Raw genomic sequence first — 20841 nt, 5'->3', positions numbered from 1 at the left:
ATATAAAAATACGAATTATAATGATTAGTCGTACAGGGAGTAATAATATAACATACAAAGTGTCTTAAAAAAGAAAAGCTTCTTGTTTCCAAGAAGCTTTTTACTTTGTACAGGCGGAGAGACTCGAACTCTCACACCTCGCGGCACTAGATCCTAAGTCTAGCGTGTCTACCAATTCCACCACGCCTGCAACTTATTCCGATAATTTCGGACTGCAAATATAAACAATAGTTTCAATATTCATAACATCCATTTAAAGAAAATAATTTTCATTTTTGTACTTTTACATAAATCAAAATTTATACATGAAAAACATTCAAGCATACGTAAATCAACATAAAGATCGCTTCTTAAACGAGCTTCTTGAACTCTTAAAAATTCCATCGATTAGTGCTGACTCAGCTTATGAATCTGAAGTCCTAAAAACTGCAGAGGAAATTAAAAACAGCCTTGAAAAAGCGGGTTGTAATACTGTAGAAATTTGCCAAACAAAAGGCTACCCAATTGTATATGGTGAAAAAATTATAGATAAAAACCTACCAACTGTTTTAGTGTATGGACATTATGATGTGCAGCCACCAGACCCTTTAGATTTATGGGATTCACCTCCTTTCGAACCTGTTATAAAAAACACTGAACTACATCCAGAAGGCGCAATTTTTGCTCGTGGTGCTTGTGATGATAAAGGGCAAATGTTTATGCATGTAAAGGCAATGGAGTTTATGACGGCAACTAATCAACTTCCTTGCAATGTTAAGTTTATGATAGAAGGCGAGGAAGAAGTTGGTAGTGCAAGTCTTGCTGATTTTGTTAAAGAAAATCAAGACAAACTAAGCAACGATGTGATTCTTATTTCTGACACAGGAATGATTGCTAAAGACACTCCATCGATAACAACAGGGCTTCGCGGTTTAAGTTATGTAGAAGTAGAAGTTACTGGTCCGAATCGTGATTTACATTCTGGTTTATATGGTGGTGCTGTAGCGAATCCTATTAATATATTAACCAAAATGATAGCCTCTTTACATGATGAAAATAATCACATCACTATTCCTGGTTTTTATGATAAAGTAGAAGAACTTTCCAAAGAAGAGAGAGCTGAAATGGCCAAAGCACCTTTTTCTTTAGAACATTATAAAAAAGCACTCGATATTGAAGCTGTTTATGGTGAAGCTGGATATACCACCAACGAACGCAACTCCATAAGACCAACTCTAGATGTTAATGGCATTTGGGGAGGCTATACTGGTGAAGGTGCAAAAACGGTTATTGCCAGCCAAGCTTTTGCTAAAATTTCTATGCGCTTGGTACCTCATCAAGATTGGATAGAAATTACCGAGCTGTTTAAAAATTATTTTGAAAGTATTGCTCCTAAAGGCGTGACTGTAAAAGTAACACCGCATCATGGCGGACAAGGTTATGTAACACCTATTGATAGCATTGGTTATCAAGCTGCAAGCAAAGCCTATTCTGATACTTTTGGTAAAACACCTATTCCACAACGCAGTGGTGGTAGTATTCCTATTGTTTCTTTATTTGAGCAAGAATTAAAAAGCAAAACAATTCTTATGGGATTTGGGCTTGATAGTGATGCTATACACTCTCCTAATGAGCACTTTGGAGTTTGGAATTATTTTAAAGGAATAGAAACGATTCCTTTATTTTATAAATATTTTACTGAGCTATCTCAATAATTTTGCATCCTTTACATGATTTTCACTAGAGAAGGAAAAGAACTTTGGAGCCCTCTTAATAAAATAAGTTTCAGGTTTATTTTTACTTACTGTAGCATTTATATGTTTTCAGTTTTTGCTCCTGCAATTTGGAGCCCTATCATTCAGTGGATTGGAAGTGATATTATTCAATTAAAATATACGTTTAGTTCTGTTGGTAATGGAAGTGGAGATACAACCTATCAATATATACTCGTTTTATTTATACTTAGTATTTCAGTAATAACTACCATAATATGGTCTATTTTAGATAGAAAAAGACCCTCATATAATGCTTTATTTTATTGGTTAAGACTAGGAATTCGGATATTCCTTATTTTCTTTATGCTAAGCTATGGCTTTGCCAAAGTTTTTAAATCGCAATTCCCTTATCCTCACCTAACAAGACTATTACAACCTGTAGGAGATATGTCTCCTATGGGACTAGCTTGGACTTTTATGGGGTATTCTAATCTGTATAATATTTTTACAGGCTTAGCTGAAGTTATTGGAGGTGTACTTTTAATAAGTAAGCGCACTAAAACCTTAGGTGCTTTTATAACTATTGGAGTTATGCTTAACGTGTTTATTATGAATCTGAGTTATGACATTCCTGTAAAACTCTTTTCATTTCATTTTATAGTATTTGCCAGTATTATTTTCTTAACTGATATTAAAAGATTCATTTACATCTTTATAAAAAACAAAACAGCTCCTAAGGTTAAACATTATAGGCCCTTTTATTTAGATAAAGACGACAAAAAAATTGTTAATGGAATTAAGGTTATCTTTTTAATTGCATTCATAGGATTGTTTACCTTATTTTCTTCCCGAAGACGTTTCCAAAAAGAAAAACCTTTGCTTTATGGTATATGGGAAGTTGCTCTCTTTATAAAAAATGATGATACACTACCTCCTCTAACCACCAACCATGACCGCTGGAGATACCTCATTATTGATTTTAAAGATAGAGTTACTGTCAAAACCATGGACGATTCTAACAAACATTATAAGTTTAGTATAGACACTCTAACGCGTCAAATTAGAATGCATGAAAAAGAAGAAGAGTTACTAGATAGCTTTAATTTTAAATACCAAAAACCTAACCCTTATTTTCTTGAATTCGACGGGAAAATTGAAGACGACACCTTACATATACTCTTTTCTAAGAAAGACCTTAATGATTTTAGATTAAACCATCGTGGGTTTAATTGGATAAACGAATATCCATATAATAGATAATTTTTACTCTACGTTTGTAGAATTAAAATATTTATTCTACATTTGTAGAGAACATTCTAAAATTGTAGAAAATGCAACTATCAAAATCTGAAGAAGAATTAATGAATTATCTCTGGAAGCTAGAAAAAGCGTTTATGAAAGATTTATTAGAAGCTTATCCAGAACCTAAGCCAGCAACAACTACTGTTGCCACGTTATTAAAGCGTATGACAGATAAACAATTCATAGATTATAAACGTTATGGGAATTCGCGTGAATATTTTCCTTTGGTGAAGAAAAAAGATTATTTCTCTAAACACGTTAACGGATTAATTAAGAATTTCTTTAACGATAGTAGTTCTCAATTTGCTTCATTTTTCACTAAAGAAACTAATCTTTCAAAAAAAGAATTAGAAGATTTAAGATCCATTATAGACCAAGAACTAAAAAACAAATAGTCATGGAGGTATTACTTTTAAAATCTAGTGCATGTTTATTAGCGCTAATCGCTTTTTACAAAGTGTTTTTAGAGCGTACTAGTAACCATCAGTTTAAGCGTTTTTACTTATTGAGTGTTGTTTTAGTTTCCATTGGAATTCCTTTAATAACCTTTATTGAATATATAGAACCACAATTCATTTTAAATGATTTTAATGCAACCACTTATTTGACAAATGACGTTACAGAGTTACAAGAAGTACCAATAAATTATCTATCAATAGTATTATGGAGTCTTTATGGATTGGGCGTTGTATTATTTAGCATTAGGTTTGGCTATAATCTTACTCAAACTTATTTAAAAATAAAAAAGAACCCGAAACTTAAAACCTCTAATTTTATTGGTGTGTTACTTAAAGATTTGGTAATTCCTCATACCTTTTTCAACTATATATTTTTAAATAAAAACAAATTTGAAAACAAAGAAATTCCGAGTGAAGTTTTGCTTCATGAGCAAACACATGCTAAACAAAAACATAGTTTAGATGTCTTGTTTATTGAAGTGCTTCAAATCGCATTTTGGTTTAACCCTTTAATATACATTCTTAAAAAAGACATTAAACTCAATCACGAATTTTTAGCAGATCAAGCAGTGATTAACCAAGGCATAAATACTGCCAATTATCAAGAATTACTATTAGAATTCTCATCAAATTCTTCTATCAATCAATTGGCTAATGCCATTAATTATTCATTAATCAAAAAACGATTCACAGTTATGAAAACAAAAACATCTAAACAAAGCTTATGGCTACGTAGCCTCTTATTATTGCCACTTTTAGCCATCCTTATTTTTGGTTTTAGCACTACTAAGAAAGTAGAAAAAGAATTGGCTTCAAAAGTGGTTATCACTAATGACAACCATCAAACTGATATTCCAATATTGGATTTAAAGCAAAATCCATTTAGCCTTACACTGAATGGAAAAGAAACTAGTTTAGAATCCTTAAACGAAGATTTTTTCAACCTCACAAATGGTGAAAAATCTAATTTAAAAGTTAATTCTGATGATGAACATATTGATTATAAATTATTAGAGAAAATAGGAGATGCTTTAAAACCTAATCTTGAAAATATTATATTAGACAGTGTTCTTTATATAAAAGACAATAAAACAGATATTGAACAAAAGAATGCGGAACGCCAAGAAACACTTCCTATGTTTGGCAACTCTGTTTTTAAAGGCGAGCCTATTCATGCAGATAGAACTTTTATAATAAACGCTAAAGTTGCAACAACAACACATGATGATATTAAAAGCTTTAAGGTAAAGTTTCCTAAAAAACCAACACTCACCATTAAAGGCAACAAATTAAATGATGAAGCCATCAAATTTTTATATGAATCAAAACATGGAGAAATTATTCAAATTTTTGATATAAAAATTGACAAACAAAAACTATCTCCAATATTGATTAGTCTTGTTAATAAACGAGATGAAAAGAAATATGGAAAGGTAATAAAAGGCGAAGAATCTAATATTCCTCCACCACCTCCTCCAATTCCAGCAAATGCAACAGCTGAGCAAAAAGTAAAATACCAAAAGATTCATGAAGAATATAATAGGAAATATGAAATAAAAAATGGTGAGGTTAGTAAACGATTACCTCCGCCACCTCCACCCATTCCTGCAAATGCTACTCCAGAACAAAAAAAGAGGTATGAAGCAGCACGAATTGAATATTCTAAAAAAGTGGAGATGAGAGAACATTTGATGGCAAGAAGAGCTTCGGAGATGAAAAAAAGGGAGTTGGCTGAAAAAGAACATGAACGACGTATGGTTGATAAAGAATCAAAGATGGTCAAAAGGGAAGCCGAAATGGCAGAAAGAGAGGCTAAAATGATTGCACGTAAACAAGAGAGAGAACAAGTTGTGCAAGAGCGACGATTATTAATGGAAAAGAGAAAAGCAGAATTACCTCCTCCACCGCCGCCGCCGAAATCACCATTAGACCATGTTATCGATATGACTAAGAAAGGAGCTACTTTCTTCTATGAAGGAAAAAAAATCTCATCGGATGAAGCGATTAAACTTTTAAAAGAAAATAATAATATTAATATTTCTTCAAAAAACTCTAATGGTAAAAATCCTACAGTACACTTATCAACAGAGCCTATAAAAAATTAATAAACAAGACGTTCCTAAACCAACAGCTGTAAATATAAAAAGCCATATTAAATTCATGAATAGACATGGTACAACTTTTTATTTAGAGGATAAAAAAATCTCGTTTGAAGACGCTTTAAAACAGGTAAGAAAGCATAGAGATGCTGATGTTACATCTTCTACTGCAAGTAATGTTGTCATTATAAGAAAGTCTTAGTCTAAAGACCGCCTTTCCTATTCTACTAAAAGTTAAAGCCTCGTTAATCGAGGCTTTTTTTGTAACAAATCCTAAACTTTTACGTTCTAATAGTCAATCAATCAAAAATCAAACGTTATGCTTAAACAATTCTTTATCATCTGCTCTGGAGCTGACATTTCTATTATTAATAGTTGCTCAAATGGCGAACAAAACAAATATGCAGGTATAGGAGCTACTGTATTCTTTACTGCTGTAATGGCTTTTATAGCTTCTAGTTATGCATTATATACTGTCTTTGACAATCTTTATGCTGCTGTGTTTTTTGGACTCATTTGGGGTTTACTCATTTTTAATCTCGATCGTTTTATAGTTTCAACAATCAAAAACCGTGATCATTTTTTTGATGAACTTATTCAAGCTTCTCCTCGAATTGTATTAGCCATTATTATTGCCATTGTGATTTCTAAACCTTTAGAATTAAAGATTTTTGAGAAAGAAATTAATCAAGTCCTTTTAGAACAGAAAAATGAACTTACGCTAGCTAATAAAGATCAAATTGCTCAACAGTTTACACCAAGTATAATCGCATTACAAAACAGTATTACTACCTTACAAAACAGTATTGATACCAAAGAGGCAGAAGTTAATGCTTTGTATGATATATACATTAATGAAGCTGAAGGTACTGCTGGCACAAAACTACTAGGCAAAGGCCCTGTCTATAAAGAAAAACGCGACAAGCATGATGCCGCTTTAGCAGAATTACAACAACTTAAAATTGAAAACAAAGAAAAAATAGCCGCTACTGAAGCTCAAATTCTTCAACTTAAAACAGATTACGATACTCAGGTCTCTACAACTCAACCCATTATTGATGGTTTTGATGGTTTAATGGCGCGTGTAAATGCGTTAAATGAATTGCCTTGGTTGCCAAGTTTATTTATTTTTTTACTCTTTTTAGCTATTGAAACGTCGCCTATAATTGCGAAGTTGTTGTCGCCTAAAGGTGAGTACGATTTTAAATTTGAAAATGAAGAGCACAAGGTTAAAACGTGGACTACACAACAAGTCTACCAAGAAAAGACTTTACTTGAAGCTGACCATCTTTTAAATGACAAAGTATATAAAGACCTTGCTCAAGAAGAAGAACTGTACACCTACAAAAAGAAAATGGCTCAAGAACTAATGAAAAAGCAGCAAGAAGCCTTCTACAATAAACAAACAAAGATTTTATAAATTATATTTTTTTAAATGTGATTTGATGTCTTTTGGGTTGTAAATCACTTTTGTAGATACAGGATATTTTTCTAATAAGTGATTCGGACGAATAGGTCTTGGCGAAAAGTTACCTCCACAATTAGGACAGACATTTTTAAAAACTGATTCTGCACAAGTTTTACAATAGGTACATTCAAAGGTACAAATTACAGCTTCCTGGGAATCGTTAGGCAGTACTTTATTGCAATGTTCGCACGTTGGTCTTATTTCTAGCATGTGTTTGCGTTAAGGATTGAGGTATCTGTTTGAGCTCTTTTTTATTTTTCTTAAAAAAAGCGAGTCCCGAAAGCCTGACCTTTAGGTAACGCCCAAAAAATTAAATTTTCTTTACATATTCTGTAATAATAACAATTTGTGTTGGGCCCACTTTACCTTCGATATAATTTTCATTTTCACGATCTAATCGAATATTTCTAACCGCTGTACCTTGCTTGGCAACCATACTAGAGCCCTTAACTTTAAGATCTTTGATAAGTACTACAGAATCTCCAGTTTCAAGAACAACACCATTAACATCACGATGTACAACTTGATCTGCTTCGTCTTCGCCTTCTCCAGTTGCTTTTGCCCATTCTATTGTCTCTTCGTCTAAATACATCATATCTAATAGATCTTGTGGCCAACCTTCTGCACGTAAGCGTGAAAGCATCCTCCAAGCGACTACCTGAACGGCTTTATGCTCACTCCACATACTATCATTTAAACAACGCCAATGATTAGCATCTGTGGTTTCTGGGTTTTCAATTTGGTTGATGCATGTAGAACATGCCATAAGACTTTCGTCTAACCCTCCTTTTTGAGTTGGAAGGACTTGATAAACTTTAAGATGTTCTGGACTTGAACATAATTCGCATTGCGAGTTACTACGCTTTTGCAGTTCTCTTTCTAGACTCATGTAAATGTATTTTTTGAAGTGTAAAAGTACATTTATTATTGCAGTGCAACAAGAAGAAAAAGTTTAAGCGACTTTATTGGTTTTAAAGTGATGAACCAACTCATTATTACCAAAACCAATGATGGCAAGTTTTTTCTTTTTTGAAAGCGCTTCATTATGTAGCTTTGCTATAGCATTTATGCCATGACTATCAATATTAATTAAGTCTCTTAAGTTTAAAATAATATGATCTGCTTCTTCAAAAATATTTTTTAATTCATTTTGAAAAGCACGAATATTAAATTTGACTAATTGGCCTTTTACTTTGTAAACGTTGTTATTATTTGTAATTGTTAGGGTCATAGGTTATTGTTTTTAATTAATAAAATAAATTTGGAACGACTATTCTTTTATAGAGCTAAGCGGCATCAATAGTTCTTAAATGTTCAAACATATCTCTACTACCTAGTCCAGTAATATAAAAGCGTTTGTGTTTTATTAAAGACTGTTTATATAGCTCCTCGAAAGCTAAAACACCTACTTGATCAACACTTTCTAATTGGTCTATATTAATAACCAGTTGATTCGTGGTATTAAAAATATCTTTAAAATGCGATTGAAATTTTTTGACGTTTGATTCATTAAGGGTTCCTTTAATTTCAAACGCTTCATTGAAGTTAGAGATTTCTAGTGCCATAGTTTTAAAAATTATATATTAAGTAAATAGCGCTATTAATCAATGTAAATATCAATATTATTTTTCAATCCACCTCAAAATTACGATGAATGACTATTAAAATTGTTGAAAAAAAGGACTTTTAAAAACTTTCAGATGAAGGGTTAGAAATCTTCGATAAAATCGATTGCTAATTTAAAGTGGCTCTCATTTTTTTTGGTAAACCACTGATTACCATTTCATAAGAATGATCGATGAGTTCGAAAATAAATTTTGGAGGGCATTCTAATTTGTATAATCTAATGGTATTCCAGTGTTTTTTACTCATGTGAAAGCCTGGCTCTATACTTTCGTATTCCGCGCGAAGTTCTTGTGCATAATCTGGGTCACATTTTAAATTTACAGATGCTGTACCTGCTTCCCAACCTGTTAATGATGTTAATACAAACATTTTACCAAGCACTTTAAAGACTAATGTGGTTTCGTCAAAAGGGAAATCTTCAGTAACTCCTTTTTTACTCAGGCAATACTCGCGAAGTTGTTCTATGTTCATTTAAGTAATTTAGAGGCTTTGTCTTCTAATTTTAAAGCAGAATAATCTAACTTCCAGCCAATCGTTTCTACAATGTTTTCCATAAGTAAAATGGTGTCTAGAGCTTCTTTCTGCGCTACTTGTATTAAACCGCTTTCTGGAACTTTATCAATGATATGTTGCTTCGCTTCTACATGCAACTCTGTTAAATCTGAAGCATCAAACTTATTAAAATAACCATCTTTTTTATCGTAATAATTTAAGTTGGTTTCTACAGTTAAAACTTCAGGTTGTGGAAAATGTTCAAGAATAATTTTCTTATTTTCCTTATCTGCTTGTAGTTGAATTTTACTCAAATCATAACCAACATGTGCTTTCGCATTAATAACAACTAGCGCTTTCTTTTTACTTGACACCAACTTTAAGAAGCGTTCTTTAACGTCTTCATAGTGGTATATTTCAGCAAAATCACCTTCTACAGTGATGAACTTACAAACCGTTTTTATTTTATCTAAAAGCAATAATGATTGTGAATTTACAAGCTGTTTTTTATGACGTGATTTAAAATAAGTCACAACGCCTAAACTTGCTAAAACACCAATAATAATTCCTAAAAATGCTTCCATATCAATTTAATTCTTTGAACTTATATTATCAATATATGTACCATAAATTTAATCGTTTAATAGTGCATATAAGATGGGCTTACTTGGCGATGCATCATTTTCAAAAGGGGCAATTTGTAAATTGAGGAAATAAGTACCATCATTAACCGTATTTGGCACAAAAATTAATTCTGTAATAGTTGCATTTACCCTTTTCTTACCTTTTGTATTCCAAAATGCATTGTGCGCTAATAGTTTCCCTTCATCTTTTTCTTTATCTACACTTGGTAAGTCTATTAATAGATGTTCAATACCTTTATCTTTCAAGTAGATGGCAGCAGCTTCTAACAAATAAGGTGGATTAGTATGAGAGTATTGAGCTGATAGTTTTTCTTTAGTATTAGGTAAAGTACGAATAATGATTGCTTTTCTTTTTTTGTTCCCAATAGCAAATTGCAATTGTTTTTTGGAAATCACAAAATCACCATCTAATTTCTCAGGTGCTACAGTAACCACTTCAGCTAAAAAGAAAAACTGTTTCAAGTTTTTGTTTACAGAATGTACTTTTTCGGTTATATGACCTATACACTCTGTATGAGTACCATGTCCATGAGGATTAAAAAAAATATTATTAAAATTAATACTAGCACCTTCTTTTACACTTGCTATCCATCCTTTATCTTGAACAGGTTCTATTTTTGGTTCATCTAGATACCAGGCGTTTACATTTTTTTTGGATGCGATAAGTGGAATAGACAAATCTAAAGGCTTTGTTAAATCTATCTTATATTTTTTTGAATTTGTTTCTATAGTTGCAATCATACTCAAATATACTAAATCATGAAGAGTTCTGAAGCAATTCCATCGACTAAAAATTTTCCTTTTTGAGTCGTCTTTAATTTTTGATTTTCAATATATAGTTGATTTTTACCAATATACTTTTTGGCCATTTGTAGAAGATATGATTTATAGTGCACACCAAAATCTGATTCAACTTTCTCCAGAGACACTCCCCAAATAGTTCGTAAACTAGTCATGATATACTCATTATATTGATTTTCTATGGTTAAGGTTTCAATCGTATTGGGTAAAGTATTATTTTGAATCGCCTCAATATATTTTATGTTATTAGAAACGTTCCAACTGCGCTGTGTTTTATTAAATGAATGCGCCGAGGGTCCTATTCCTAGATAGGTTTTTCCTAGCCAATAACTTGAGTTGTGCTTTGAAAAATAGTGCGGTTTTCCAAAATTTGAGATTTCATAATGTATAAAACCTTGGTTTTGGGTAGCTTCAACTAAATGATTAAAATGCTCTAACGCTAAGGCCTCGTCAATTGGTGGATATTTTCCATTCTTTATAAAATTGGCTAAAGCTGTTTTAGGTTCGACTGTTAAAGCGTAACTAGAAATGTGGTTAATTCCGAAGTTAAAAGCTATTTCTAGATTTTTATTCCATTTTTCTAGAGCCATATTCGGGATTCCATAAATCAAATCAACAGTGATATTATCGTAATATTGCGTTGCATTTCCAAGACATTTTACTGCTTCTTGAGCGTTATGTGCACGATTCATACTTTTTAAATCGTCTTCAAAAAAAGATTGAATACCAATACTCAGTCTATTGATTGGTGTGTTTGATAATTGAATGATTTTATCCTTTGACAAATCGTCTGGATTAGCCTCTAAAGTAATTTCAGGTTTATCAATTACTTTATAGTTATTATAAACAGCTTCAATCACTGTTTGTAACTCGTTATTATTTAATAGTGAAGGTGTACCACCTCCAAAATAAATAGTTTCGATAATTTGATTTTGCAGTTCATCTTTTCTCAATTCAAGTTCTTTAATTAAAGCTTGAATGAGTTCGTCTTTTTTCTTAAACGACGTCGAAAAATGAAAGTCGCAATAGTAACACGCTTGTTTACAAAATGGGATATGAATATAAATTCCTGCGATGATTAACTGATATTAAGGATGCATTAACTTTCTTATTTTTTAACTCGACCTTCATTCTGTTTTACAAAGGCACTCCATCCTGAGTAGCTTTTTCCAACATTGATTTTCCCTGAATTATAGAAATGACACACTGCAGCTGCTAAGCCATCTGTAGCATCTAAATTTTTTGGTAAGGTTTTTAAGCCTAAAAGACTTTGTAGCATTTTAGCTACTTGTTCTTTACTTGCATTACCGTTTCCTGTAATTGCCATTTTTATTTTCTTAGGTAAATATTCGGTAATAGGAATTTCACGCGACAAGCCTGCTGCCATGGCAACACCTTGAGCTCGACCAAGCTTTAACATACTTTGTACATTCTTTCCAAAAAAAGGCGCCTCAATGGCTATTTCATCAGGATTATGCGTGTCAATCAACTCAATAGTACGTTCAAAAATAAGCTTGAGTTTTAAGTAATGATCACTATATTTTTTTAAATCGAGTTCATTTAACTGCAAGAACTCCATCTTTTTATTTTTAACTCTTATGAGTCCAAAACCCATAATAGTCGTCCCTGGATCTATACCTAATATAATTCTTTCGTTACTCATTATTCGCAGTAATAACAACCACTTAAAGAAATAGAAATCCCTACAGTTGCTGTTAAAAGGTTTCCGTTATAAAAGCCATCTCCTAAACTATCATGTGTACGACCAAAACTATAAATGTATGAGGTATCAAAGTATAAAGAAAGGGTTTGTGAAATACCATAATGAACCTCTAAGCCAACCATAGCATTTAAAAAAGAAGTATTATAATCTACGTAATTACCAAGAGGTTTAACAAAAGTAAATCCTGGTCCACCATGAGCAATTACAGATATTCTTGGAGGCAAAAAATTAATCATATCACTAGGGTCGTAAACAGCTTGAGCATTTATTCTAGAATAGTTAACTTTAAAATCTGGTGAATTAGAAGCGTTTGAAAATCGATTATAGCCAAAGTCTAATTTTACTCCTAAACTTTTACTAAGCATTCGCTGTAATCCAATATTGAAGGTTGGAAAATTCACAGGTTTGGCTTCAAAAGGAGTCACAAATGCATTTTGACTTGGACTATTAATGCCGACTGCAAATTGAGCTTTCCAAGTACTCGTTTCACTTTGTGAATATCCTGAAAAATAACATACAACTATGAGCAAAATTGTAGATGCGAACTTAAATGTTTTAAATGATGTGTTCATAAGGCAATATTGTTTTAATTTGTACTAAACTGATTAATTCAGTAATGATGAATCGAGCACTGCCTTACAAAACTAAACAATTCTTTTTTGTACTTATTAAATTAAGTATTGTTATTGGTGCTTTTTACTTTATTTATAATAAAGTCACTTCTAATCCTGATTTGCGTTTTTCTGATTTTGTCTCGATTTTAAGCAAAAACAGGCTTTTTTCTTTAAAAAATGTAAGTTTTTTAATTGTTTTAAGCATTTTTAATTGGTTTTTCGAAATTATAAAATGGCAATATTTAGTCGATTCTGTCAAAAAAATCACCTTTTTTGAAGCCTTAAAACAAAGCTTAGGATCCTTAACAGCATCACTTTTAACACCAAATAGAATAGGAGAATATGGCGCAAAAGCATTATACTATAGTTCAAATTATAGAAAACGCATTCTACTTTTAAACTTTATTGGTAATGTCTTACAAATGAGTATAACTGTTCTGTTTGGAGTTATTGCTATATACTATTTTGTTACTGATTATAACATTGAGTTTAGCCCACAAAAAGTCGTCAGATTTTTTTTAATTATTGTTATCATATTTGCATTTTCTGTATTTGGTGCCAAACAAAAAAGGTTTAGAATTAAAGGATTTTCTATCAAAAAAATTATTGAATTTATTAAAAATCTTCCCTCTAAAACCAAACTACTTGGTTTTGTGTTTTCTTTATTGAGGTATTTAATTTTTTCGTTTCAGTTTTACTTTTTACTTCATATTTTTAATGTTGATATTTTTTATATGGATGCCATGGTACTCATTTCAAGCCTATATTTATTAGCCTCTATTATACCTTCTGTTTTTATTTTTGATGTTCTTATAAAAGGAAGTGTTGCTGTATATATTTTCTCAGCTTATGGTGTGCATGAGTTTACTATTTTAAGTATTGTACTATTAATGTGGATTTTAAACTTTGTTTTACCAAGCCTAATTGGGAGTTTCTATGTGCTTACTTTTAAGCTTCCTAAAAACAATGCAATATGATGGTTTTGTTATTGGTCTGTATTACTATAATTTACCTGTTTTTAATAGGAAGTTTGGCTCTAGGTTTTGATAAAGTGAAATCTTTTTATGTATACGATGTGCAAGCTACAACATCGTTTTCGGTCATTATTCCATTTAGAAATGAAGCCGAAAACTTACCTGAACTTTTGAAATCTTTAAGTGTAATACACTATCCGAAGCATCTCATTGAAGTATTTCTTGTAGATGATGCCTCAGACGATGAATCAATTGATATTGTAACTCAATTTATCTCTAAATCAAAGATATCTGTTCATCTTATAAAAAATGACCGTCAAAGCCTTTCTCCAAAAAAAGATGCTATCACTTCGGCAATACATTTAGCGTCCAACGAATGGATTGTCACTACAGATGCCGACTGTATTTTACCAAAATATTGGTTAGCCTCTTTCGATGCTTTTATACAGAAAAATAACACCGATTTAATTGTAGCGCCAGTGACATACAGTAAAGTTGATTCGTTTTTAAAACGCTTTCAACTACTTGATTTTTTAAGCCTTCAAGGAGCAACCATTGGCGGCTTTGGAATACATCGTCCTTTTTTATGCAATGGAGCAAATCTAGCTTACAAAACAAAGCTTTTTAAATCTGTAAATGGTTTTATTGGGAACGATCATATTGCGAGTGGTGATGATATCTTTCTACTAGAAAAAGCCCTTAAGCAAAAGTCTAGTACTGTACATTATTTAAAATCTGAAAAGGCCATTGTAACCACTAAGGCCGAACCAGATGTAAAACAATTAATTTCTCAACGTGTTCGTTGGGCTTCAAAAACATCAAAATACAAAAGCCTATTTGCTAAAATAACAGGACTTATTATATTAATGATGAATGCTAGTCTTATTGTTGGATTAACATTAAGTTCTATTGGTATTTTTCCTATTAAAATTTTACTGTATTTATTTTTTATTAAGTTGAGTATTGATTTTTTACTCCTCTTTAAAACAGCTCGATTTTTTAATCAAGAATCTTATTTATCTTCTTATTTATTCTGCGGATTACTATATCCAATTTTTTGTGTTTATATAGCCTTTATTAGTCTATTCTCACACTATAAATGGAAAGGTAGAGCGTTTCGTAAATAATAGTATATCAGTATAAATTTTTGTAGTTTTACAAGAATCATAATAAAAATTTGAGATGAAAAAATGCCTAATTTTAGTTTTTCTATTTACTATAACAACGTCTTCAATTGCGCAAAACACATTCACTGTAAACAATGAAACTTTAGAGCTTAAAACAGAAGTTGAAGGTACTCTTGACCTCCTCTGGAATACAATTGATGGTGAATTTAGATACTTTGTAAAGGATGATAGTGACGCAATACAAGAACTAAAAAACACGAAAGACTCAGAATCTAAAACCTACAAAGAAGAATATAAAACTGTTTTAAATCGCCTAACAGGAAATTCAATTTCTACAGATAAAGTCAACCTAACACTCTCTAGCTTAAGACAGTTTTTTGATGACTACAATGTTTCTAAAAACATAGATTATCAAGTTTCTGAAAAAGCCAGACTAGAATCTAGAATTGGTGTTTTTGGTGGATTAACAAACCATCCTTTTGTTGAAAATCCTGACAATAAATCAACCCCATTTTTTGGTATCGAATTTGAGATATTAGAAGCTAATAAAATGCCAAGACATGCTGGTTTTTTTAGTATGAGACATGCTTTAGAACACTCAGATTATAAATACTCTGCAACGCAATTAGCTTTGGGCTATAGATATCGATTTATTAATCAGCCTAGTTTCAATATTTATGCTAATGTGAAATTTGCAACCTATACATTTTCTAAATTCTTAGATGAAAGCGAATCGTCTTTTGATGTGCCTTTTATTTTTGGAATTGGCTCAGATATAAAAGTTGGAAAAAATGGCTTTATAACATTTGCTTATAATGAGTTATTCGCAGTCTTTATAGATAATGAAGGGAATTTCCCTATAGATTTTGCTATTGGCTATAAAATGAAATTATAGTGCTTTTAAATCAAACTTCAAATCCAGCATTTTCTAATTATTTTTGGGATGATAATAAATCGTCTTCTAATAAGATGACCGTTTCTGGGATATTTTATAAATCTATATTTTGTATCCTTTTAATAGCAATCATAACTGTTGGAATCTGGAAACTATACTCTGAAGGCAACTCAATAAAATGGTATATTTCTGGTGGTATGCTATCTGCTATTATTATTAGCATCGTCATTTCAGTTAGGCAACATTGGGCTTCATTTTTAGTGCCATTATACGCTATTGCTAAAGGGTTCTTTTTAGGAGGAATAAGCAGTTATGCACATGCGAAATTTCCTAATTTACCATATCAAGCTATAGGTGTAACTATAATAACATTTATAACTGTTTTACTCCTTTACCAAACCCGACTTATTGTTGTTTCAAAAAAAATACGAAGTATTATTATTACTGCTTGTGCTAGTATCTTTTTAGTCTATATTATTTCTTGGATTTTAGGTTTTTTTGGTATAAAATCATTTGTCTGGGGAACATCATGGGTTGCAATTCTTTTTAACTTTGTAGCTGCAATTTTTGCGTCTCTAAGTTTACTTTTAGACTTTGATTATATTGAAAAACAAAAAAACAAAGCGCCAAAAAGTAAAGAATGGATAGCCACTTGGGGACTTTTAGTTTCCTTAGTATGGTTGTATGCAGAGACCTTAAGACTTATGAAAAAACTAGCCATTCGATTTTAATTCACCTGAATAAGAATTGGTAAAGTAAATTGAGTTTTAACCTGTTGACTTCTTTTTATAGCTGGATAAATTTCTGGCAGAGACTCCAAACTTTGGGTAATTAACTCTTCAATATTTGGAATTTCCAATCTTGTTATTGAATCTATTTTAGCCTCAACAAACTTTATTTCACCTGTTTCAGATATTAAAAATTGAACTAAAATAGTATCATGAATATCTTGAGTAACTATTATTTTTTCTGAAGAAAGATTACTATATATATTATCTATCAAAGTGTTTTCAAAACACTCCTTTTTTTCTTCTTTTTCTAGAGCAGTAACACATGAAGAAAAATTAGGATATTCATCAACTTCATTCCAATTAAAGGCTTGCATCTCTTCATTTAAAATAGCCTCTGAAGATGTTTTCTTTGCTTTAAAATAATTACAGGAAGTAACACTTATAAATATCAAAAAAAAGAATATTCTTTGCATAAATTTTAGTCAAACCGAAATGTACAATTTTTTTTGATTTAATTTAAAAAATAGCTTCTGGAAAACTTTGTAACAATATTTATAAATTCTCGTCTTATATTAAAAATTCACAATGGATATCTTTTTAGTTTTAATTGGAGTGGTTTTTATTATAATTGGAATTATTGGTAGCTTTTTACCTATACTTCCTGGTCCTCCAATGAGTTGGGTTGGTTTATTACTTATATATTTAACACAAGCAGTACCTGATGACTGGTGGTTTTTAGGCATTACACTTGTTGTTGCATTAATTGTATTTGCCTTAGATTATATTATCCCAGCTATAGGAACAAAAAAATTTGGTGGAACAAAAGCTGGTATGATTGGAACTACTGTAGGTTTAATCGTTGGTATTATTGCTCCAATTCCTTTTGGTATAATTATAGGTCCTTTTTTAGGTGCTTTAATTGGCGAACTCTCGAACAAAGCAGATTCGGCAACAGCAATAAAAGCCGCTTTTGGTTCATTTTTAGGTTTTTTAACTGGAACATTTATGAAGTTTATTGTAGCGGTAATTTATGCAGGGTTTTTTATAAATACACTTATTAGTCATTGGAGTGCTATTTTCACACTATAATACTATAAATGAAGAAACCTCACAGTATTCAACAAAATATTAAATACCATAAGGCTCTACATGCTATAACCAACATAATTTCACTCGAGGGATTAACTAATTATGCTTGTTGACTGGTACCAATATAAAAATTTACACGAATCTTGGTTACGGTTTTTCCGTACAGTGTTTACGGGAAAACCGTACTATTTATGCTTAATAGGGCTTATAAGCATTGAAAAAAAATGAAAAAAAATGAAACTTTAACATTTACATCCAGTAAATCGCTTCAAAATCTATAAAAATCCCAATTTTTTAGCTTCACTTAGAAGTGTTTCATCTTGACCATCTGTAATAGAAAAAATTTCTTTGAGTTGTTTTTTTCGTTTTTCAACAGAACTTGTAGAAATACCTAAATGTTTTGTTAAGCTCTTTGTTTTAATACCTTGAGACAGCAAATATAATATCTTCCTATCCTTGTCGTCAATCTCAATTTCAGAAGCGTGTGTTTTTCTAAGATAACTTGTAACAGTCGTACTATAAAATGGCGGATTATTTACAACGGCTTGAAATGCACTTGCTAATTCTCTAGAAGTTAAATCGCTTTTAACGACAAAGCCTTCAGGATTAATTTCCTTAATAATATTGTGAATTCTAAACGGTTCATTAAACATCGTGAGAATAATAATTTTTGCATCAGGTAAAATCTCTCTTGCAAATTTCGACAAATCTTCACCAGAGGTAATGGTTCCGTCAGATGAAGGCGGTAAACTAATATCCATAAAAAGAATTTGGTAAGGATTTTCTTCTTCTATAGATTTATTCATAAACGCTATAGATTGGTCGCAATTATTAGCAATATCGATAATTAAGTTCTGACTTTCTTTTTTTGTGGCAAGTAACGTATTTTGGTAACCTTCAATAATTATCGGATGATCATCTGTCATTAAGATACGTATAGTTTCTTCCATGTTTGTTAGGCTTTTTTCATTTGGTTGGAACTGTAATCATGATACTTGTTCCTATGTCTTTTTGAGATTCTATAGTGAGTTCGCCATCAATTTCTTTAACTCGTGATGTAATGTTTTTAATGCCAATACCTTTTCTTGATTTGTTAACATCAAAACCAGTTCCATCATCTTTAATCGTGATACAAATTACATTATTTTTTAAACTAAAACTAATTTCAACGAGTGTTGCATTAGCATGTTTGTAGATATTCTGTAATGATTCTTGTAATATCCTGTATATGTGTATTTTGGTTTTATTGGATATTGAATCCCATTGAATCGCATCGTCTTTTGTAAATTCATATTTTAATTTATAAGCTTCTGTTTGTGTTTCTAACAGTGTTTTAATTATATCTGTAAATCCTGAACCTGAAACAAAATCTGAATTTAAATCATGAGATACTTTTCTAATCTCTTGTTCTATGGATTGTAATTCATCTATATAGCCTTCACGAGATTTCATGGCTTCTTCAGTGTTACTCATATTTAAGCTATCTAAACTTAATCGTGTACCAAACAATCTACCAAGTATACCATCATGAAGTTCTTCAGAAATTCTTCTTTTTTCTATAGTTCTAGCTTCTTCAATATTATCTTGTTGTGAAAGCATAAGGTTATATATCTCTTCATTTGTTTCTTGCTGCTGCTGAATAAATTTTAACTCCTTATTTTTTGATCGTTGAGTGATTACGATATACAATAAGGCTAGTGTTATAAATAACCCTATAGAAAGGATTAAAAACAGTAAGCGTTCTTTAGTGACCTGTTCTTTTTCTGCTTTTATTTGATCGGTTTCATAATCAATTCTAGCAAATTTATTTCTAATAGAGCGTTCTGCTTTTTGAAGACTATCGCTTAAACTTATGTATCTATTTAAACTCGCTTTAGCTTCCGCTCCAGTTTCTATTTCAGACTTTAATAATAAGGCTTCTAATATGGTTTCATTGGCTTTTAAATCTTTTCCAATAACATAGGCATTGTCGACATAGTATCTGGCACTATCCATGTTTTTGGTATTGAAGTAAAATTCGGACATATCCATACTTATAGATAAAAGCCCAAATTGATCATCCTCTTTTTTACTAATAGAATAGGCCTTATGAAAAAGGGTTGTTATTTCGTCATAATTTTTATTTCCATTTTTAAACTTGGCATGAGCTAAACCAGACAAAATGATAGAATATGAAGTCGGATCAAATTCATAAACCAATTCGTCTTCTTTTAGTTTTTCATAAAGCTTTTGTGCCGTTTCATAATCGCCCTTTCTTCTATATAAAGCTGCGATATTAATGTTTGAAAACAACTGACTTTCATAAGGGTCTTCCATTCTTTCACAAATAGCTAAGGCTTTATTATGATACTCTAAGCCTTTTTGATATTGTTCTAGTTCTGCCGAAACTAATGCTATTAGATTATGTGTACTCCACAAATAAAGCAAGTTCCTTTCTGTTTCAGGAAGCTGTTCTATTAAAGCAATTGCCTTAATAGCATTATTTTCACAACCAACATAATCTCTTTCAGTTTCTTGTATATCAGCCATGTTAGAGAGCACTTCTCCTTCACTTTGAATGTCATTTAATATTTTATATAATTTTGCAGAATTGAAATAATGATAATAAGCACTATCATGCTTCTCGTTGATATGATAATATGAACCTAAATAGTAATTTGCAATAGCTATTGAAAAAGTATCTTTTATTTTAATTGCATTATCTAAGCTTTCTAAACTCATCGTTTTAAAAATCTCTAAGTCGCCTTTTTGCATGTATAACAACGAAAGGTTTCTTTTGCTTTTTAAGATGATTGTATCTTCCTTAGTTTGTAGCGAAAGTTCAACGGCCTTTTCGGCATAATCAAGTCTTTCTTCCATGGTTAATGCTCCATCTGAAGATAAACTTCTATAGTTTTGGATACGATTCAATTGATCTTGAAACGCTTTGTTCTTTTGCGCATAGCCAACATTAAAAAAGAATAATAGTAATAGAAAAGTAAGGTAAGGCTTCAATATATTTTATTTAGTAATCAAATTTATAATATTTTATCAAATACAATTTGACTAAAGATAAAAAAAAGCCCCTTGTATATGATACAAAGGGCTATAATAAAATGATATTT

Annotated in this window: 24 protein-coding genes and 1 tRNA gene; 11 read left to right on the top strand and 14 right to left on the bottom strand. The window is 31.2% G+C overall.

Features of this window, described 5'->3' with window-relative positions; genetic code table 11:
- Positions 1 to 108: 108 nt before the first annotated feature.
- A tRNA-Leu gene (locus ACFS5M_RS04400) sits at positions 109 to 190 on the bottom strand.
- 115 nt (positions 191 to 305) lie between these two features.
- On the opposite strand from ACFS5M_RS04400, the gene ACFS5M_RS04395 reads away from it, so the two are divergent.
- The 6 genes from ACFS5M_RS04395 (at position 306) to ACFS5M_RS04370 (ending at position 6973) form a co-directional block, all read left to right on the top strand.
- On the top strand, positions 306 to 1694 hold the full coding sequence (locus tag ACFS5M_RS04395; protein ID WP_183486199.1) for a dipeptidase: 1389 nt from the start codon (positions 306 to 308) through the stop codon (positions 1692 to 1694).
- 15 nt (positions 1695 to 1709) lie between these two features.
- The gene (locus tag ACFS5M_RS04390) at positions 1710 to 2954 is read left to right on the top strand and encodes a DoxX family protein (RefSeq protein WP_183486197.1); all 1245 of its coding nucleotides are present in this window, start codon (positions 1710 to 1712) and stop codon (positions 2952 to 2954) included.
- Positions 2955 to 3025: 71 nt separating this feature from the next.
- A complete protein-coding gene (locus ACFS5M_RS04385) occupies positions 3026 to 3391 on the top strand; it encodes a BlaI/MecI/CopY family transcriptional regulator (protein ID WP_183486195.1) in 366 nt (121 codons plus the stop codon).
- Between the two features lie 2 nt (positions 3392 to 3393).
- Entirely contained in the window at positions 3394 to 5559 is a 2166-nt protein-coding gene (locus ACFS5M_RS04380; RefSeq protein ID WP_183486193.1) for a M56 family metallopeptidase, read from the top strand.
- Positions 5560 to 5614: 55 nt separating this feature from the next.
- Entirely contained in the window at positions 5615 to 5755 is a 141-nt protein-coding gene (locus ACFS5M_RS04375) for a hypothetical protein (protein ID WP_183486191.1), read from the top strand.
- 117 nt (positions 5756 to 5872) lie between these two features.
- Positions 5873 to 6973: a DUF4407 domain-containing protein gene (locus ACFS5M_RS04370; protein ID WP_183486189.1), complete on the top strand. Its 1101-nt coding sequence runs from the start codon at positions 5873 to 5875 to the stop codon at positions 6971 to 6973.
- On the opposite strand, the gene ACFS5M_RS04365 is transcribed toward ACFS5M_RS04370, so the two are convergent.
- The 10 genes from ACFS5M_RS04365 to ACFS5M_RS04320 all read right to left on the bottom strand — a co-directional run bounded on the left by ACFS5M_RS04365 (position 6968) and on the right by ACFS5M_RS04320 (position 12879).
- Positions 6968 to 7231 carry a DUF1272 domain-containing protein gene (locus ACFS5M_RS04365; RefSeq protein WP_183486187.1) on the bottom strand — a complete coding sequence of 88 codons (264 nt, stop codon included), beginning with the start codon at positions 7229 to 7231 and terminating at the stop codon, positions 6968 to 6970. The genes ACFS5M_RS04370 and ACFS5M_RS04365 overlap by 6 nt on opposite strands.
- A gap of 100 nt (positions 7232 to 7331) precedes the next feature.
- On the bottom strand, positions 7332 to 7910 hold the full coding sequence (locus tag ACFS5M_RS04360; protein WP_183486185.1) for a PhnA domain-containing protein: 579 nt from the start codon (positions 7908 to 7910) through the stop codon (positions 7332 to 7334).
- A 63-nt stretch (positions 7911 to 7973) separates the two neighbouring features.
- The gene (locus tag ACFS5M_RS04355) at positions 7974 to 8252 is read right to left on the bottom strand and encodes an STAS domain-containing protein (protein WP_183486183.1); all 279 of its coding nucleotides are present in this window, start codon (positions 8250 to 8252) and stop codon (positions 7974 to 7976) included.
- A gap of 55 nt (positions 8253 to 8307) precedes the next feature.
- Positions 8308 to 8586 carry an STAS domain-containing protein gene (locus ACFS5M_RS04350; RefSeq protein WP_183486181.1) on the bottom strand — a complete coding sequence of 93 codons (279 nt, stop codon included), beginning with the start codon at positions 8584 to 8586 and terminating at the stop codon, positions 8308 to 8310.
- 169 nt (positions 8587 to 8755) lie between these two features.
- Positions 8756 to 9118 (bottom strand): MmcQ/YjbR family DNA-binding protein, encoded by a 363-nt coding sequence (locus tag ACFS5M_RS04345; protein WP_183486179.1) that lies wholly within the window; start codon positions 9116 to 9118, stop codon positions 8756 to 8758.
- The gene (locus ACFS5M_RS04340; protein ID WP_183486177.1) at positions 9115 to 9723 is read right to left on the bottom strand and encodes a DUF4230 domain-containing protein; all 609 of its coding nucleotides are present in this window, start codon (positions 9721 to 9723) and stop codon (positions 9115 to 9117) included. The genes ACFS5M_RS04345 and ACFS5M_RS04340 overlap by 4 nt, the downstream gene beginning before the upstream one ends.
- A 48-nt stretch (positions 9724 to 9771) precedes the next feature.
- Positions 9772 to 10524, bottom strand: a complete 753-nt coding sequence (locus ACFS5M_RS04335; protein ID WP_183486175.1) for a cyclase family protein — start codon at positions 10522 to 10524, stop codon at positions 9772 to 9774.
- Positions 10525 to 10535: 11 nt separating this feature from the next.
- Positions 10536 to 11660 (bottom strand): radical SAM family heme chaperone HemW, encoded by a 1125-nt coding sequence (gene hemW / locus ACFS5M_RS04330; protein ID WP_183487258.1) that lies wholly within the window; start codon positions 11658 to 11660, stop codon positions 10536 to 10538.
- A 32-nt stretch (positions 11661 to 11692) separates the two neighbouring features.
- Positions 11693 to 12247 carry a crossover junction endodeoxyribonuclease RuvC gene (gene ruvC / locus ACFS5M_RS04325; RefSeq protein ID WP_183486173.1) on the bottom strand — a complete coding sequence of 185 codons (555 nt, stop codon included), beginning with the start codon at positions 12245 to 12247 and terminating at the stop codon, positions 11693 to 11695.
- Complete coding sequence (locus tag ACFS5M_RS04320) at positions 12247 to 12879, bottom strand: outer membrane beta-barrel protein (protein ID WP_183486171.1); 633 nt, start codon at positions 12877 to 12879, stop codon at positions 12247 to 12249. The genes ruvC and ACFS5M_RS04320 overlap by 1 nt, the downstream gene beginning before the upstream one ends.
- A 47-nt stretch (positions 12880 to 12926) precedes the next feature.
- On the opposite strand from ACFS5M_RS04320, the gene ACFS5M_RS04315 reads away from it, so the two are divergent.
- From ACFS5M_RS04315 to ACFS5M_RS04300, 4 genes are read left to right on the top strand one after another with little or no spacing between them, the layout of a single operon-like run.
- Positions 12927 to 13898, top strand: a complete 972-nt coding sequence (locus tag ACFS5M_RS04315) for a lysylphosphatidylglycerol synthase domain-containing protein (protein ID WP_183487256.1) — start codon at positions 12927 to 12929, stop codon at positions 13896 to 13898.
- Positions 13895 to 15022: a glycosyltransferase family 2 protein gene (locus tag ACFS5M_RS04310; protein ID WP_379897977.1), complete on the top strand. Its 1128-nt coding sequence runs from the start codon at positions 13895 to 13897 to the stop codon at positions 15020 to 15022. Before ACFS5M_RS04315 ends, ACFS5M_RS04310 begins: the two co-directional genes overlap by 4 nt.
- A 55-nt stretch (positions 15023 to 15077) precedes the next feature.
- Positions 15078 to 15917 carry a hypothetical protein gene (locus ACFS5M_RS04305; protein WP_183486169.1) on the top strand — a complete coding sequence of 280 codons (840 nt, stop codon included), beginning with the start codon at positions 15078 to 15080 and terminating at the stop codon, positions 15915 to 15917.
- Positions 15914 to 16648 (top strand): Bax inhibitor-1/YccA family protein, encoded by a 735-nt coding sequence (locus ACFS5M_RS04300; RefSeq protein WP_183487253.1) that lies wholly within the window; start codon positions 15914 to 15916, stop codon positions 16646 to 16648. The genes ACFS5M_RS04305 and ACFS5M_RS04300 overlap by 4 nt, the downstream gene beginning before the upstream one ends.
- Here ACFS5M_RS04300 and ACFS5M_RS04295 read toward each other — a convergent pair.
- Positions 16645 to 17121 (bottom strand): hypothetical protein, encoded by a 477-nt coding sequence (locus ACFS5M_RS04295; protein ID WP_183486167.1) that lies wholly within the window; start codon positions 17119 to 17121, stop codon positions 16645 to 16647. The two genes, ACFS5M_RS04300 and ACFS5M_RS04295, sit on opposite strands and share 4 nt — an antisense overlap.
- Before the next feature lie 112 nt (positions 17122 to 17233).
- Between ACFS5M_RS04295 and ACFS5M_RS04290 the strand changes: the two genes are divergently transcribed.
- Positions 17234 to 17737, top strand: a complete 504-nt coding sequence (locus ACFS5M_RS04290; protein WP_183486165.1) for a DUF456 domain-containing protein — start codon at positions 17234 to 17236, stop codon at positions 17735 to 17737.
- Positions 17738 to 18012: 275 nt separating this feature from the next.
- Here the strand turns inward: ACFS5M_RS04290 and ACFS5M_RS04285 are convergent, their stop codons facing one another.
- Positions 18013 to 18687, bottom strand: coding sequence for a response regulator transcription factor (locus tag ACFS5M_RS04285; protein WP_183486163.1), 675 nt, complete (start codon positions 18685 to 18687; stop codon positions 18013 to 18015).
- A 16-nt stretch (positions 18688 to 18703) separates the two neighbouring features.
- The gene (locus tag ACFS5M_RS04280; RefSeq protein WP_379897968.1) at positions 18704 to 20731 is read right to left on the bottom strand and encodes an ATP-binding protein; all 2028 of its coding nucleotides are present in this window, start codon (positions 20729 to 20731) and stop codon (positions 18704 to 18706) included.
- Positions 20732 to 20841 lie beyond the last annotated feature (110 nt).

Origin of the sequence: Lacinutrix iliipiscaria (genome assembly GCF_042686125.1) — a bacterium.
Classification (GTDB): Bacteria; Bacteroidota; Bacteroidia; order Flavobacteriales; family Flavobacteriaceae; genus Oceanihabitans; species Oceanihabitans iliipiscarium.
The sequence above is the reverse complement of the archived record's forward strand: the minus strand, read 5'-3'. Positions and strand labels throughout refer to the sequence as shown.

Bases quoted from the DNA above. Each gene is read 5' to 3' on its own strand.
- ACFS5M_RS04345 (WP_183486179.1), bottom strand. From the start codon at position 9,118: ATGAACATAGAACAACTTCGCGAGTATTGCCTGAGTAAAAAAGGAGTT.
- ACFS5M_RS04295 (WP_183486167.1), bottom strand. From the start codon at position 17,121: ATGCAAAGAATATTCTTTTTTTTGATATTTATAAGTGTTACTTCCTGT.
- ACFS5M_RS04355 (WP_183486183.1), bottom strand. From the start codon at position 8,252: ATGACCCTAACAATTACAAATAATAACAACGTTTACAAAGTAAAAGGC.
- ACFS5M_RS04315 (WP_183487256.1), top strand. From the start codon at position 12,927: ATGAATCGAGCACTGCCTTACAAAACTAAACAATTCTTTTTTGTACTT.
- ACFS5M_RS04335 (WP_183486175.1), bottom strand. From the start codon at position 10,524: ATGATTGCAACTATAGAAACAAATTCAAAAAAATATAAGATAGATTTA.
- ACFS5M_RS04320 (WP_183486171.1), bottom strand. From the start codon at position 12,879: ATGAACACATCATTTAAAACATTTAAGTTCGCATCTACAATTTTGCTC.
- ruvC (WP_183486173.1), bottom strand. From the start codon at position 12,247: ATGAGTAACGAAAGAATTATATTAGGTATAGATCCAGGGACGACTATT.
- ACFS5M_RS04380 (WP_183486193.1), top strand. From the start codon at position 3,394: ATGGAGGTATTACTTTTAAAATCTAGTGCATGTTTATTAGCGCTAATC.
- ACFS5M_RS04375 (WP_183486191.1), top strand. From the start codon at position 5,615: ATGAATAGACATGGTACAACTTTTTATTTAGAGGATAAAAAAATCTCG.
- ACFS5M_RS04365 (WP_183486187.1), bottom strand. From the start codon at position 7,231: ATGCTAGAAATAAGACCAACGTGCGAACATTGCAATAAAGTACTGCCT.
- ACFS5M_RS04360 (WP_183486185.1), bottom strand. From the start codon at position 7,910: ATGAGTCTAGAAAGAGAACTGCAAAAGCGTAGTAACTCGCAATGCGAA.
- ACFS5M_RS04385 (WP_183486195.1), top strand. From the start codon at position 3,026: ATGCAACTATCAAAATCTGAAGAAGAATTAATGAATTATCTCTGGAAG.
- ACFS5M_RS04305 (WP_183486169.1), top strand. From the start codon at position 15,078: ATGAAAAAATGCCTAATTTTAGTTTTTCTATTTACTATAACAACGTCT.
- ACFS5M_RS04395 (WP_183486199.1), top strand. From the start codon at position 306: ATGAAAAACATTCAAGCATACGTAAATCAACATAAAGATCGCTTCTTA.
- ACFS5M_RS04390 (WP_183486197.1), top strand. From the start codon at position 1,710: ATGATTTTCACTAGAGAAGGAAAAGAACTTTGGAGCCCTCTTAATAAA.
- ACFS5M_RS04340 (WP_183486177.1), bottom strand. From the start codon at position 9,723: ATGGAAGCATTTTTAGGAATTATTATTGGTGTTTTAGCAAGTTTAGGC.
- ACFS5M_RS04370 (WP_183486189.1), top strand. From the start codon at position 5,873: ATGCTTAAACAATTCTTTATCATCTGCTCTGGAGCTGACATTTCTATT.
- ACFS5M_RS04310 (WP_379897977.1), top strand. From the start codon at position 13,895: ATGATGGTTTTGTTATTGGTCTGTATTACTATAATTTACCTGTTTTTA.
- ACFS5M_RS04290 (WP_183486165.1), top strand. From the start codon at position 17,234: ATGGATATCTTTTTAGTTTTAATTGGAGTGGTTTTTATTATAATTGGA.
- ACFS5M_RS04350 (WP_183486181.1), bottom strand. From the start codon at position 8,586: ATGGCACTAGAAATCTCTAACTTCAATGAAGCGTTTGAAATTAAAGGA.
- ACFS5M_RS04285 (WP_183486163.1), bottom strand. From the start codon at position 18,687: ATGGAAGAAACTATACGTATCTTAATGACAGATGATCATCCGATAATT.